12 protein-coding genes are annotated in these 12419 nt (G+C 60.6%); 11 read left to right on the top strand and 1 reads right to left on the bottom strand.

Translation table 11 applies throughout. From position 1 onward, the window contains the following. Nucleotides 1–122: 122 nt before the first annotated feature. From AEP_RS11790 to AEP_RS11760, 7 genes are read left to right on the top strand one after another with little or no spacing between them, the layout of a single operon-like run. Complete coding sequence (locus AEP_RS11790; protein WP_087495558.1) at nucleotides 123–1178, top strand: hypothetical protein; 1056 nt, start codon at nucleotides 123–125, stop codon at nucleotides 1176–1178. 12 nt (nucleotides 1179–1190) lie between these two features. After that, nucleotides 1191–1868 (top strand): PilN domain-containing protein, encoded by a 678-nt coding sequence (locus tag AEP_RS11785; protein ID WP_087495557.1) that lies wholly within the window; start codon nucleotides 1191–1193, stop codon nucleotides 1866–1868. After that, nucleotides 1865–2488 (top strand): hypothetical protein, encoded by a 624-nt coding sequence (locus AEP_RS11780; RefSeq protein ID WP_087495556.1) that lies wholly within the window; start codon nucleotides 1865–1867, stop codon nucleotides 2486–2488. The genes AEP_RS11785 and AEP_RS11780 overlap by 4 nt, the downstream gene beginning before the upstream one ends. Beyond that, nucleotides 2485–2943, top strand: a complete 459-nt coding sequence (locus tag AEP_RS11775) for a hypothetical protein (protein ID WP_087495555.1) — start codon at nucleotides 2485–2487, stop codon at nucleotides 2941–2943. Before AEP_RS11780 ends, AEP_RS11775 begins: the two co-directional genes overlap by 4 nt. Nucleotides 2944–2954: 11 nt before the next feature. Beyond that, nucleotides 2955–4703: a pilus (MSHA type) biogenesis protein MshL gene (locus tag AEP_RS11770; RefSeq protein ID WP_198301814.1), complete on the top strand. Its 1749-nt coding sequence runs from the start codon at nucleotides 2955–2957 to the stop codon at nucleotides 4701–4703. Continuing rightward, nucleotides 4703–5620 (top strand): ExeA family protein, encoded by a 918-nt coding sequence (locus AEP_RS11765; protein ID WP_087495554.1) that lies wholly within the window; start codon nucleotides 4703–4705, stop codon nucleotides 5618–5620. Before AEP_RS11770 ends, AEP_RS11765 begins: the two co-directional genes overlap by 1 nt. Then, a complete protein-coding gene (locus AEP_RS11760; RefSeq protein WP_087495553.1) occupies nucleotides 5617–6690 on the top strand; it encodes a tetratricopeptide repeat protein in 1074 nt (357 codons plus the stop codon). Before AEP_RS11765 ends, AEP_RS11760 begins: the two co-directional genes overlap by 4 nt. A 90-nt stretch (nucleotides 6691–6780) precedes the next feature. Here the strand turns inward: AEP_RS11760 and AEP_RS11755 are convergent, their stop codons facing one another. Further along, the gene (locus AEP_RS11755; protein WP_087495552.1) at nucleotides 6781–8334 is read right to left on the bottom strand and encodes a YifB family Mg chelatase-like AAA ATPase; all 1554 of its coding nucleotides are present in this window, start codon (nucleotides 8332–8334) and stop codon (nucleotides 6781–6783) included. Between the two features lie 248 nt (nucleotides 8335–8582). On the opposite strand from AEP_RS11755, the gene glnK reads away from it, so the two are divergent. From glnK to AEP_RS11735, 4 genes are all read left to right on the top strand, one after another. After that, nucleotides 8583–8921 (top strand): P-II family nitrogen regulator, encoded by a 339-nt coding sequence (gene glnK, locus AEP_RS11750; RefSeq protein WP_087495551.1) that lies wholly within the window; start codon nucleotides 8583–8585, stop codon nucleotides 8919–8921. 13 nt (nucleotides 8922–8934) lie between these two features. Further along, the gene (locus tag AEP_RS11745; RefSeq protein WP_087495550.1) at nucleotides 8935–10449 is read left to right on the top strand and encodes an ammonium transporter; all 1515 of its coding nucleotides are present in this window, start codon (nucleotides 8935–8937) and stop codon (nucleotides 10447–10449) included. 149 nt (nucleotides 10450–10598) lie between these two features. Further along, entirely contained in the window at nucleotides 10599–11477 is an 879-nt protein-coding gene (locus tag AEP_RS11740; RefSeq protein ID WP_157673151.1) for an aldose 1-epimerase, read from the top strand. Then, nucleotides 11474–12385 (top strand): SMP-30/gluconolactonase/LRE family protein, encoded by a 912-nt coding sequence (locus AEP_RS11735; RefSeq protein ID WP_087495548.1) that lies wholly within the window; start codon nucleotides 11474–11476, stop codon nucleotides 12383–12385. Before AEP_RS11740 ends, AEP_RS11735 begins: the two co-directional genes overlap by 4 nt. Nucleotides 12386–12419: the final 34 nt, after the last annotated feature.

Genomic DNA, 12419 nt, shown 5'->3' with positions numbered 1-12419 from the left:
TCGATGTCATGATTGTGCGACAAGCTATTAAAATGAGAGCAAGCGGTTCCGACTTTCAACAGATTCATGATTGAAGCCACGCACACACTGTTCAGCATTCACCCCTCCGGAGGCGGCTAACCATGCGCTGGCCTTTGCGTCGTGCCTCCCGTGGAGAGCGCTTGGTGGTTTCCTGGTCGGGTCAGACCCTGGTGTACCTGTTGGCTACAGGGGCTGGCAACGATTTCACTGTCATCCGGTCCGGTGTGGAATTACAAGGTACCGATAGCCTCGAAGAGTTTTCCCGCCGTTTGGTGCAACTGGGCCTCAAAGGTTACGTCACCGACGTCATGCTCCGCCCCGAGCAATACCAGTTGCTTCAAATTGAAGCACCGGCAGTTGCGCCTGAAGAATTACGCTCCGCCGCCCGCTATCAGATCAAGGAGATGGTCGACGTTCACTTGGACGACTTGACCATCGACGTGTTGAAAGTGGGCGACGGACAAGGCCGGGCCGCGTCCCAGTTGTTTGTGGTCGCTGCCAACAATGCAGTCGTACGCGATGTCATGGCCTTGGCCAACGCATTGCAGTGGGACGTTCGCGTGATCGATGTGCAGGACATGGCCCAGCGCAATCTCCAAAGCATCGAAGAGCCGGAGCGCGCCACCTGCGCGCTCATGATTTCGGAAGGCCGGCAGACACTGCTTACTATCAGCGCCGGCAGAGAGTTGTACTACAGCCGTCGCCTCGACTTGCCAGATGGCTTTATGGGCATGACCTGGACCGCAGCAGTTACGGAACAGCAGGCCCCTCTGGATGCCTACACGCCGGTAGAGGAATACGTACCCGGATACGCCGGAGGCGGATACGGCAGTGATTTCTCGACTACCGGCGCCGCCCCTGCCAGTGCCGAGCAGTCCGATATTGACCGGGCTCAGCGTTTGTTGGTGGAAGTTCAGCGCTCCATCGATCTGTGGGAACGCACCTGGACAAACCTTCCTCTGGCCGGGGTCAAGGTCTTTGCCGGTGAGCGGAGTGATGAGTTGGCGCAATGGCTGAGCCGCGATACGGGGCAGACGGTGAGTGCACTCAACACAGGCATTGCGTTCAAAGGCTTGGCTGAGATATCCGCGGCCGACCTGCCCCTGTGCCTGCCCTTGCTAGGCGTGTTGTTGCGCACAGAAGTGCGAAAGGCATGAGGACCTGAGACCATGCCCCAACAAATCAATCTCTGTTCACCCACCCTGCAAAAGCCGCGACTGCCGTTTTCGGCCAATACCGTGGGGGTGGCGCTCGGTGTGTTTGTCGTCTTGGGCGGGGGCCTGTGCGCGGCTTGGGTCTGGAACCTTCAAAACGCCAGCCAAGGCTTTGTGGCAGCCATGCAAACCCAAGCGCAGGAAATGCAAAGTCTGCAACTGGCCATTGACCGCAGCAAAGCCATGGCACAGCCACCGTCGCCGGAACTCACGAAAGAGGCGCAGGACAAGCGTGCCGAGATCGACAGCAAAGAGCTGATCTTGCGCGCGCTGCAACAAGGCAATTGGAAACCGGGTTACGGTCATTCCGACCGATTGGCACTCGTCGCCCGCAGCATTCCGGCGCCGGTCTGGATTACCGAGGTCAAAGCCGACAGTGGGCGCATGGAGGTCAGTGGCTTCACGCTGGAGCCTTCTGCTTTGAATGATTGGGTCGGTCGGCTGTCTGGAAGCCCCTTGATGCAAGGCCTGCGCTTGGCAACGGTCAAGGTCCAGAGCACCGCAGTAGCAAGTGCCAATGCGCCGGTGGCCGGCAGCGTCCCTGCGGCAGCAGGCCGTGAAGCCTGGTCCTTCAATCTGGTGAGTGCGCAACCCCAGCCTGCTGATGCGCCTCCTGCGGGAGGCAAGCCATGAAAGCATGGTGGGCTGTTCAGGCCGGGCGCATCAATGCGTTAAGTTTGCGCGAGCGTCTGTTTTTGTTCCTGTCGCTACTGGTCGTCATATTGGCTGTTGCGGATGTGCTCTGGCTCACACCGGCACAAACGGCCTACAAGCAAACTCAACAGCGGTTTCTCAGTCAGAGTGCAGAAGTCAACCGCCTCCGTGCCGAATTGGCGGCAGTGTCCAAACCTGTGGACGGTAGTGCGGACTTGCGCGCTGAAGTAGCGCAGTCGCAGGCGCGCATTGAAGCTTTGCGCGCCGAGATTGCAGCCATCGCTCCGGGCACCTCTGCGGGTAGCGAAGCTCTGGAACAGGTGCTGGTGCAGTTTCTCAAGCGAAGTCCGGGCCTGCGGCTGGTGTCGTCGGGTACGGTGCCTGCAGAGGCTGGTGCCAACGACGCTACGAGCACCCCCGGCATCCAGCGCCGGGGTCTGGAACTCAAGGTGGCCGGTCCGTATGCCGACCTGACACGCTATGTTCAGAGCCTGGAGCAGGCGCTGCCTCGCTTGCGCTGGGGAAGTATGCAACTGGCCGTCGATAAGCAAACCCCGGAACTCACACTGCGCGTGTATGTGCTGGAGGTGCAGCCATGAAGCGCATTCTCTCGAGCCTGTGTTTCAGTGCAGCAGCCTGGGCGGCGGCCGCAGACCGTGATCCGACCGCACCGCCTGCGGAAGCTGGAGTGGTCATGCCCTCGCAAGCAGCAGGCGGTGGCAGTGCGTCGCCCCAAGGCAGCAGTGTGATCATGCAAAACGGACAGCCCTATCTGATGGTGGGAACGCGGCTCTATGCCGTGGGCCAGAAAGTCGGCAATGCCAAGCTCGAGCGCATTACCGAAACAGAAATCTGGTTGCGTGAAGGTGGGCAGCTCACCAAGGTGCAACGCTTCACCGGTATCCAGCGCTCTGCTGCTAGGCCCACTGTCGCGTGTGCGGTAAAACCCGCCGCATCGTCCGCACGCGCCAAACGCAAAGCGTCCCCTACGCAATCTTCAGACTCCCCCCAAGCCGTGACCCCTGTGGCTCCTTGTGAAGGTGCACAACCGTGAAGTCCCGACCCATGAACTCTTCTGCTTCCATGTCTGTATTCCTGTTGAGGCGCTACGCGCCTCTCGTAGGTTCTTTGCTCGGGGGGCTGCTGCTCAGTGGATGCGGCGCGTTGGATCGCCCCTTGCGTACCCCCGATGTCAGCGCGGCCATCAAGGCCGATTTGCCTCCGGCAGCGGCACCCAAACCCAGCGCGGTAGTGCCGGCCAAGGTCAGCGAGGCACTGGCGGAGCCGCCCCCACCCGTGGTTGCCCCTGCGCCTGAACCTCGCTTGGACCTGCTGGTGAACAACGCGCAGGCGAGGGAAGTGTTCCTCGCCATCGTGGCCGATACACGTTACAGCATGCTCATGCATCCCGATGTCAGCGGAACGCTGTCGGTGACCTTGCGTGGCGTCACCGTAGTAGAGGCGCTGGAGGCGATCCGGGATGTGTATGGTTATGACTTCAAAATGGAAGGGCGGCGCATCACCGTCTATGCCCCGACCCTGCAGACGCGTGTCTTCAGCCTGAACTACCCCACCTCGCAGCGGCAAGGTAGCAGCGAGCTCCGCGTTTCTTCCGGCGCAGCCTTGCAGCAGTCCACGTCAGGTGGCACGACGAACAACACCGCCAATTCGACCAATGGGACGTCTTCACAACCCGAAAACAGCCGGGTGTCGACAACCTCCAAATCTGATTTCTGGGGGGAACTGACCGGGGCCATCAAGAGCCTGGTGGGCAACGGGGAAGGGCGCAGCGTAGTGGCCAGTCCGCAAGCCGGAATTCTGGCCGTGCGCGCCATGCCGGAAGAATTGCGCCAGGTGGACAAGTTCCTCAAAGCCACACAGGCCTCGGTGGAGCGTCAAGTCATGCTGGAGGCCAAAGTGGTGGAGGTCGAGTTGCGTGACGGCTACCAGAGCGGTGTGAACTGGGGTGCGTTCAATAACGATGGCAGCACTCAAGTGGCAGCGGGAGTGATCGGCAGTGGCGTGACCAGCACCAATGCTTTCGTGCAAGGCACCACCACTATCAATGGCGCAGTGGCTTTCCCATCTGTCGCAACCGGTGGTGGCCTGTTTGGTCTCGCCTTGGCGACCAGCCAATTCGGCGCCGTGTTGGGCTTTCTGGAAACGCAGGGCGATGTGCAAACCCTCTCCAGCCCGCGCGTAGCGACGCTGAACAATCAGAAAGCTGTTTTGAAAGTCGGCACCGATGAATTCTTTGTGACCAATGTTTCCGGTGGCACCAACTCCAGTAGTGGAACCTCCAGCAGCACCACGACCAGCACCTTGCCCACCGTCACACTGACACCGTTCTTCTCGGGCATTTCTCTGGATGTGACGCCACAGATTGATGATGGCGTTAACGTCACTTTGCACGTGCACCCATCCTTGACTACGGTGACGGAAAAGTCCAAGCAGATCGATTTGGGCAGCGCCGGCAACTTCAAGTTGCCCTTGGCCTCTAGTGCCGTCAACGAAACGGACACGTTGGTGCGTATCCAGGACGGTTCTATCGTGGCGATTGGTGGCTTGATGCAGCTGGAATCCAGCCGCAACGCGTCCGGCATTCCCGGCACGACCAGCATGCCCGGCTTGGGCGCACTGTTCGGCAACCGCGCCACCCAAGGTCGCAAAAAGGAAGTGATCGTGTTGATCAAGCCCACCATCATCCGGACTGCCGCCGACTGGGAGGCGCAGGGCCGCCGCGCCCGGGCAGCCATCGATGAAATGGATGCCACCCGCGCTCGCGTCATCCAGCTTGACGGCCCTGCCAAGTAATGTATTTGGGGCACTTTTCGCTGCGTGAGGCCCCGTTTTCCATCACGCCGGATACAGACTTCTATTTTGCCCACGAAGGCGCGCAAGCCACACTGAACACTTTGCTGGTGGCATTGCGTAGCGGCGAAGGTTTTCTGAAAGTGGTTGGCGAACTGGGGTGTGGCAAAACGGTGCTTTGCCGTCAACTCTTGAAGACACTGCAGGATGAGTGCGTGACGGCCTACATACCGAACCCGGATATGGGCCCTGACGATTTGCTTCTGGCACTTGCAGCGGAACTGGGCCTGAAAGTGAGCCACCGCCAACACCGGCATCAGGTGATGACCACCATCGGGCGATGCTTGTTGGAGCACGCTGTGCATGGCCGGCGCGTGGTGGTGTGCATTGACGAGGCACAGGCCATTCCGGTCCGGACCGTGGAGAGCCTTCGACTCCTGTCCAATCTTGAAACCGAGAAACGCAAACTGATTCAGCTAGTACTGCTGGGGCAGCCGGACTTGGACACCAAACTGGCGCGGCCGGAGATCCGGCAGTTGCTGCAACGCATTACCTTTAGCGAATACTTGGGCCCCATGGCCTCAGGTACGGTGGGCGACTATTTGCGTCATCGCTTGGCCCGTGCGGCATTGAGTGAACATACAGATCTGGATGTTTTTGAGGCTGAAGCTGTGCGGCACATTGCCGCGACCAGCGCCGGAGTGCCTCGACTGGTCAATATCCTGGCCCATAAATGCCTGATGTTGGCATATGGGGAGGGCGTGCACCGGGTGAGCATGGCGCATGTGAAGTTGGCGGCAGCGGATACACCCGGGCTGATAAAGCCCCTGCGGGGACCTGCCCGCTGGTGGCACTGGTTACGTGGCGGTCGTTTCCGCCAAAGCACTGCGGTGCGGACTGCCGGTGAGGTGTACGAATGAGTGTGATCAACAAAATGCTGCGGGACCTGGACCAGCGTAGCGCCTCTACCCTCGATCCGGTTTTGCGGTCTGGAACGCGTATGGCCACCAAGCTCCAGGCAAATGCACCTGCGAATACCCCTGGCAACATTGCCGCGCTATGGGGCGGCATCGGTGCTGCCTTGCTGGTGATGGGATTTGCTGCTTGGTGGTGGTCCGGTCCATCCTCTTCTTTACCGGTTGCGGTGTCGGCCGCCTCTGCCCCTCAGGAACCTTTGCAGGTAGTGACTCAGCCCACCTCGCAACCCGCAGTTGTGCTGCCACCTGCCATCAATGCGGGGGTGGCACTGCCCGCGTCCTCTGTGGTTCCACGCCCAGATGTACCTGTTTCATCCAAGCCGGTTGTCCAAGCGACAACGTCAATCCCTGCGGTTCCCAAAGCGGGCACATCCACCGTAGAGTCCGCCGGGCTAAAGCCCTCTACTCCTTCAAATACGGTTTCTCCAGCACCACCACCTGTAACTGCTGCCACGACCGCTGCGCCGGTTGCAGCAGCCACGCCGGACCCCGTCGTCACCGCGCAGCGTCAACAAAATGCGACCCGTGAGGTACTGGCCCAGGCCCAGGCGTTGTACAGCAGCGGTTCGGCGGATGCTGCCATTCAGCTCCTGCAGGACACTTTGCACACGGCCGAGCGTGCCACTCCACCCGCCCCTGCCGCCATCCAGTTGCAACTGGTGCGTGAGTTGGCGCGTATGGAGTTGGCGCAAGGCAGGGCAGCAGCGGTTCTGGATTTATTGGGGCGGTCAGAGCCGCTCATGGCCGGGCAACCAGACTTGTGGGCGGTGCGCGCCAACGCCGCGCAACGTTTGGGTAGGCATCAGGATGCGCTGCAGTTTTATGCCACCGCCTTGCAGGCACGTCCTGCCGAGCAACGCTGGTTGCTGGGGAGTGCAGTGTCCCAGGCAGCTTTGGGCCAGTTGGTTGCGGCGGCAGACTTGGCGGAGAAAGCACGTGCCATTGCGCCGGTCAGCAAAGAAGTACTCACCTACCTGCGTCAGCAGGGGGTCGCTCTCAACGACAAACCTTGATCGTGAATTGCCCACCTCGGGGCAGAGCCAAATCAGGCTTTGGCGCTCGCTGGTTGTGCGCGAGCAGCTGCAAAAAACATAGCGACGGCCTTAGCCTGCTGCTTTCAGCACCCGACGGTATTGCATGGCTTCTGCCACATGGGCCAGCTGGGTGGATTCCGCACCTGCGAGGTCCGCAATAGTGCGCGCAATTTTCAGGGTCCGGTGTGTGCTGCGGGCGGACCAAGCCAATTGTGCTGCTGCAGTTTGCAAAAACTTGGAGGCTGCCGGCTCTAGCGCCACAAACTGGTCAATGGCTTGGCCAGCGAGAGCCTGGTTGCTGCTGCCTTGGCGCTGGACCGCGCGCGCCCGTGCAACCCGGCTTCTTTCGCGGAGGGCGGCGCTGCTCTCACCGGGCGGGCTGTTGAGGAGGTCCTCTGCAGCTAAAGCCGGTACTTCTACGTGCAGGTCGATTCGGTCCATCAAGGGGCCGCTGAGTTTGCCCTGATAGCGTGAAACCTGGTCCGGCGTGCAGCGACAGGCCCGGATGCTGGAGCCCAGGTAGCCGCAAGGGCAAGGGTTCATGGCTGCGATCAATTGAAATCGCGCCGGAAACTCGGCGCGCCGGGCCGCCCGAGCAATGGTGATGGTGCCAGTTTCGAGTGGCTCCCGCAGCGCCTCCAGGGCAGGGCGTGGAAACTCCGGGAGTTCATCCAGAAACAGGACACCGTGGTGCGCCAACGAGATTTCGCCGGGTCGTGGAGGTGAGCCCCCGCCCACCAGGGCCACGGCGCTGGCGGAGTGGTGCGGGCTGCAGGTGGGGCGCTGCCCCCAGCGTTGCATGTCAAACCGCCCGCACAAGCTACCAATGGCTGCACTCTCCAAGGCCTCATCAGTATCCAGATCCGGCAATAAACCAGCAAACCGCTGCGCCAACATGGATTTTCCAGAGCCTGGCGGGCCAACCAAAAGGAGGCTATGGCCTCCTGCAGCAGCAATCTCCAAGGCACGTTTGGCGGCTACCTGCCCTTTGACATCAGCGAGGTCCGGGACGATGTTGGCGCGCTGAGGAGCAGCTGCTTCTACCCGTACCCACCCATCGGGGTCCTGCTCCAAGGGAGTGCCATCGGCATCCTTGGCTTGGCCGCCCGGCGCAAAGTGGTGCACCACATCCAGCAAATGCCTCGCACGGATGACCCTGGAGTCGGGTACCAGCGCGGCCTCTTCGGCATTGCCGGGCGGCAATACCAATTGGGGGCAGGTCGTGGTCTTGCGCAAAGCCAGTGCCATGGCCAAAGCGCCCCGCACAGAGCGCAATTCACCAGACAGTGACAACTCCCCCGCAAATTCAAAACCGGCCAATGCACCGGCATCGATCTGCCCGCTTGCCGCCAGAATGCCCAGCGCAATCGGCAAATCCAGTCGCCCGGAATCTTTGGGCAGGTCGGCCGGAGCAAGGTTCACGGTGATCCGTTTGTTGTTCGGGAACTCCAGACCACTGTTCTGGATGGCACATCGCACCCGCTCGCGGGCTTCTTTGACTTCCACATCCGCCAGACCGACCAGGGTGAAGCTCGGCAAACCGTTCGCCAGATGCACCTCGACCGTCACTTGCACCGCTTCCAGCCCCAATAAGGCGCGACTTTGCACCAAAGACAAGCTCATAACCCTGATTTCCCAAAAAGGTGCGCAATAACTCGGTGCATTGCGCGACTCTGCACCAAAGCAGTGCATGCTGTGGTTTTATACAGGTATCTTAGCGTAAGCCCGCCTAATAGGTGGGGATTTTTGCTAATGCAAGCATTCAGGCAACTTGGCACGGCTTCTGCTTTATCGACCCTAGCTCCTGAAACCTGGCAAGACTTGCGACCAGGCCCGGACTCTGTAATCAACTATCAAGCTGAGGTGAACACATGAAACTCGTGACGGCCATCATTAAACCGTTCAAGCTCGATGAGGTGCGCGAAGCCTTGTCCGGCATGGGCGTGCAAGGCATTACCGTGACCGAAGTCAAAGGCTTCGGCCGTCAAAAGGGCCACACAGAGCTGTACCGCGGTGCAGAGTACGTGGTGGACTTTCTTCCCAAGGTCAAGATTGAAGCAGCGATTGACGACGCTCTGGTGGAGCGCGTGATCGAGGCTGTTGAGGGCGCAGCCCGTACCGGCAAGATCGGTGACGGCAAGATTTTTGTCTACGACTTGGAACAAGTGGTGCGTATCCGTACCGGTGAAACCGGCAAAGAAGCGCTGTAAAAAGAAAGAGAGCATGAACATGAAAAAACTTCTCGCCACGCTGGCGCTCGGCATGAGCCTGCTGACAGCAGGAACATTCGCCCTGGCCCAAACCGCCGCTCCCGCAGCTGATGCGCCCGCGGCCACTGCCTCCGCTCCTGAAGCCGCTGCACCTGCAGCAGCCCCCGCAGCTGCTCCTGCCGCTGCTGAAGCGGCACCTGCTGCTGCACCTGCTCCCGTTCCCAACAAGGGCGACACCGCCTGGATGACTATCTCCACTGCGCTGGTTCTGTTCATGACAGTTCCCGGCTTGGCTTTGTTCTACGGCGGTCTGGTCCGCAGCAAGAACATGCTGTCCGTGCTGATGCAAGTGTTCGTAGTGACCGCACTGATCTATGTGCTGTGGGCTGTCTACGGATACACCTTGGCTTTCGGCGGTGACGGTGCCTTCTTCGGCACTTTCGACAAGCTGTTCCTCAAGGGCATCACCGTGGACTCGGTGGCCGCTACCTTCAGCAAAGGTGTGGTGATTCCTGAGCTGACATTCGTCGCTTTCCAAGCCACATTCGCAGCCATCACTTGCGCTCTGATCGTGGGTGCATTCGCCGAGCGCATCAAGTTCTCTGCCGTGCTGGCTTTCTGCGTACTGTGGTTCACCTTCAGCTACCTGCCCATGGCTCACATGGTCTGGTACTGGGCCGGCCCTGATGCGATCACTGACGCTGCTTCCCTGGAAAAAGTGGTGGCTGCTGCGGGTTACCTGTGGGCCAAGGGCGCACTGGACTTCGCTGGTGGCACCGTGGTGCACATCAACGCCGCGGTTGCGGGCTTGGTCGGTGCTTACGTGGTGGGCAAGCGTATCGGTTACGGCAAGGAACCCATGGCTCCTCACAGCCTGACATTGACCATGGTGGGCGCTGCCATGCTGTGGTTCGGCTGGTTCGGTTTCAACGCCGGCTCCAACCTCGAAGCCAACGGCCTGACTGCTCTGGCCTTCATCAACACCTTGTTGGCAACTGCTGCTGCTACCTTGGCCTGGATTACCGGTGAAGCTTTGTCCCGCGGCAAGGCCTCCATGTTGGGTGCTGCCTCCGGTGCAGTGGCTGGCCTGGTTGCTATCACTCCTGCTTGCGGTTTCGTGGGCCCCATGGGTTCCATCGCGATCGGCCTGATCGGCGGCTTTGCCTGCCTGTGGGGTGTGAACGGTCTGAAGCGCCTGCTGGGTGCTGATGATTCTCTGGACGTGTTCGGTGTGCACGGTGTTGGCGGTATCGTTGGCGCTTTGTTGACCGGTGTGTTCGCTGCACCTTCTTTGGGCGGTACGGGTGTGTACGACTACGTTGCTAACGCAGTCGGCGCTGAATACTCCATCGGCAGCCAAGTGTGGATCCAGTTGCAAGGCGTGTTGGTCACCATCGTTTGGTCTGCAGTCGTGGCATTCATCGCATTCAAGTTGGTGGACCTGGTGATCGGTCTGCGCGTCTCTGAAGAAGAAGAGCGCGAAGGTCTGGACATCTCCAGCCACGGTGAAACTGCTTACAACCGCTAAGCACTGAACGCAGCGCACTGCGTTGCAGTTTCGAACCAGTTTCTTCTTGAGACTTGAGCCCGGTAACCGCGAGGTTGCCGGGCTTTTTTGTGTCCGGGCGGTGCACAATGCCACGCTGTTGCATTCACCCTTCTAAACGGAATCCCTCTATGAGTACGCCCCTGACCCTGCGCCATGGACCCTTGCGCTGCGACATCTGCCCCGAACTCGGCGGCTCCATTGCCGGCATGTGGATGAATGAGGTTCCGGTGATGCGGTCTACCCAGGGCACAGAGCTCACGAGCGTGCGCCAATCAGCGAGCTTTCCGCTCGTGCCATTTTCCAACCGCATCGGCTATGGGCAGCTGCAATGGTCCGGCACCAGCCACCCGTTGGTGAAAAACTTTGACCCCGAACCCCACACCATCCATGGCATCGGCTGGGAGCGGCCCTGGACGGTGTTGGAGAGCACGGAGAGCTTTGCTTTGCTGGCGATGGAACACAAGGCAGACGCCGCCTGGCCGTTTGACTTTGACTGCTCGCAAGCCTTCAAGCTCGAAGACGGCGCCCTGGACATGAGCCTGAGCGTGACCAACCAGAGCCGGACCCCCGCGCCGGTGGGGCTGGGCTGGCACCCTTACTTCGTTAAGCGTGCCGACGCGACAGTGCAGTTCGCCGCCAGTGGCCGCTGGGAAATGGCGGCCGACAAACTACCGACCCATCGCGAGCCCCATTCCGGGCTGATTCAGCCGACTGCCGCATTGACGGTGGACCATTGTTTTGACGGCTGGGATGGTGTGCTCACGCTCCAGGACAGCCAACTGAATGTCACCGTGCGATCTGCGCTCAGCCGCCTGGTGGTGTTCACCACGCCAGAGCGCGACAACATCGCCGTGGAGCCGGTAAGCCATGTGAACAACGCGCTGAACCTGATGGGTGCCACCGGCGCCAGCGCAGAGAGCCTGGGGGTCGTCACCTTGCAGCCGGGTGAAAGCTTCAGTTGCAGCATGCGGGTAGAAGTGCGTTCTACGCAAGAGGTGCAGGCATGAGCTGGCAGGCCCTGAGCGACGACGTGTTCGAACTGGGTGAATCCCCGTTCTGGCATCCAACGGAGCAGCAACTGTATTGGGTGGATATTCCCGGCAAGGCAATTTTGCGTGCCAATATTTACATGGGCTTTGTGCAGCGTTGGGACATGCCCAGCGAGCCCGGTTGCATTGCACCGGCTGCCAAGGGTGGTTTGGTCATCGCCCTGCGCGATGGGGTGTTCCGCGCGCAGGAGTGGGGCGGCGAGCTTGAGTGCATTGCCACCTTGCCCTATGACACGGCAGTGATTCGTGCCAACGATGGCAAGTGCGATGCTCTGGGCCGTTTCTGGGTAGGCACCATCGACGAACCCAAGGCGGGCCGTGCTGCAGAGCTTTTTTCGGTGGACTGCCGCACCGGCAGCGCCACGGTGCAACGCCATGCCGGTGATGCGTTGACCGCCAACGGCCTGGCATGGAGCCCCGACAACCGCACCGTGTTCTGGTCGGATACGCCCAACCACCTCACCCACGCCTGGGACTATGACCTCGCGTCCAACCTCCTGAGCGCACACCGGGTTTGGCGCACTTATGAGCCCAAACCCGCGGGATGGACGTTCGAAAACACGGACTACGCCGGCCGCCCCGACGGTGCCGCCGTGGATGTGGAGGGCAATTACTACGCCGCAATGTTCGAGGGGCGGCGCATTTGCAAATTCGCGGCTGATGGCAGCCTGCTAGATAGCTGGGAGACACCCGCGCAGTGCCCGACCATGCCTTGCTTCGGGGGCGAGGATCTTAAAACGCTGTACATCACCACTGCGCGCCATGGCCGCAGTGCGGCCGAGCTGACGCAGTTTCCCTTGTCGGGAGCGGTGTTCTTCATGCGGGTCGATGTGGCCGGCCTGCCGGTACATTTTTTCGCGGATTGAGCTGCAGGCAAGTCGAGCTCTGCCAACGCGGGGC

Source organism: Curvibacter sp. AEP1-3, assembly GCF_002163715.1.
Classification (GTDB): domain Bacteria; phylum Pseudomonadota; class Gammaproteobacteria; order Burkholderiales; family Burkholderiaceae_C; genus Allorhodoferax.
Note: the sequence above shows the minus strand (reverse complement) of the source record. Positions and strands in the feature narration are given on the sequence as shown.

What these genes read in the sequence shown, in the direction of transcription:
- glnK (WP_087495551.1), top strand. Translation starts at nt 8,583, where the DNA reads ATGAAACTCGTGACGGCCATCATTAAACCGTTCAAGCTCGATGAGGTG.
- AEP_RS11755 (WP_087495552.1), bottom strand. Translation starts at nt 8,334, where the DNA reads ATGAGCTTGTCTTTGGTGCAAAGTCGCGCCTTATTGGGGCTGGAAGCG.
- AEP_RS11790 (WP_087495558.1), top strand. Translation starts at nt 123, where the DNA reads ATGCGCTGGCCTTTGCGTCGTGCCTCCCGTGGAGAGCGCTTGGTGGTT.
- AEP_RS11765 (WP_087495554.1), top strand. Translation starts at nt 4,703, where the DNA reads ATGTATTTGGGGCACTTTTCGCTGCGTGAGGCCCCGTTTTCCATCACG.
- AEP_RS11740 (WP_157673151.1), top strand. Translation starts at nt 10,599, where the DNA reads ATGAGTACGCCCCTGACCCTGCGCCATGGACCCTTGCGCTGCGACATC.
- AEP_RS11760 (WP_087495553.1), top strand. Translation starts at nt 5,617, where the DNA reads ATGAGTGTGATCAACAAAATGCTGCGGGACCTGGACCAGCGTAGCGCC.
- AEP_RS11770 (WP_198301814.1), top strand. Translation starts at nt 2,955, where the DNA reads ATGAACTCTTCTGCTTCCATGTCTGTATTCCTGTTGAGGCGCTACGCG.
- AEP_RS11780 (WP_087495556.1), top strand. Translation starts at nt 1,865, where the DNA reads ATGAAAGCATGGTGGGCTGTTCAGGCCGGGCGCATCAATGCGTTAAGT.
- AEP_RS11785 (WP_087495557.1), top strand. Translation starts at nt 1,191, where the DNA reads ATGCCCCAACAAATCAATCTCTGTTCACCCACCCTGCAAAAGCCGCGA.
- AEP_RS11775 (WP_087495555.1), top strand. Translation starts at nt 2,485, where the DNA reads ATGAAGCGCATTCTCTCGAGCCTGTGTTTCAGTGCAGCAGCCTGGGCG.
- AEP_RS11735 (WP_087495548.1), top strand. Translation starts at nt 11,474, where the DNA reads ATGAGCTGGCAGGCCCTGAGCGACGACGTGTTCGAACTGGGTGAATCC.
- AEP_RS11745 (WP_087495550.1), top strand. Translation starts at nt 8,935, where the DNA reads ATGAACATGAAAAAACTTCTCGCCACGCTGGCGCTCGGCATGAGCCTG.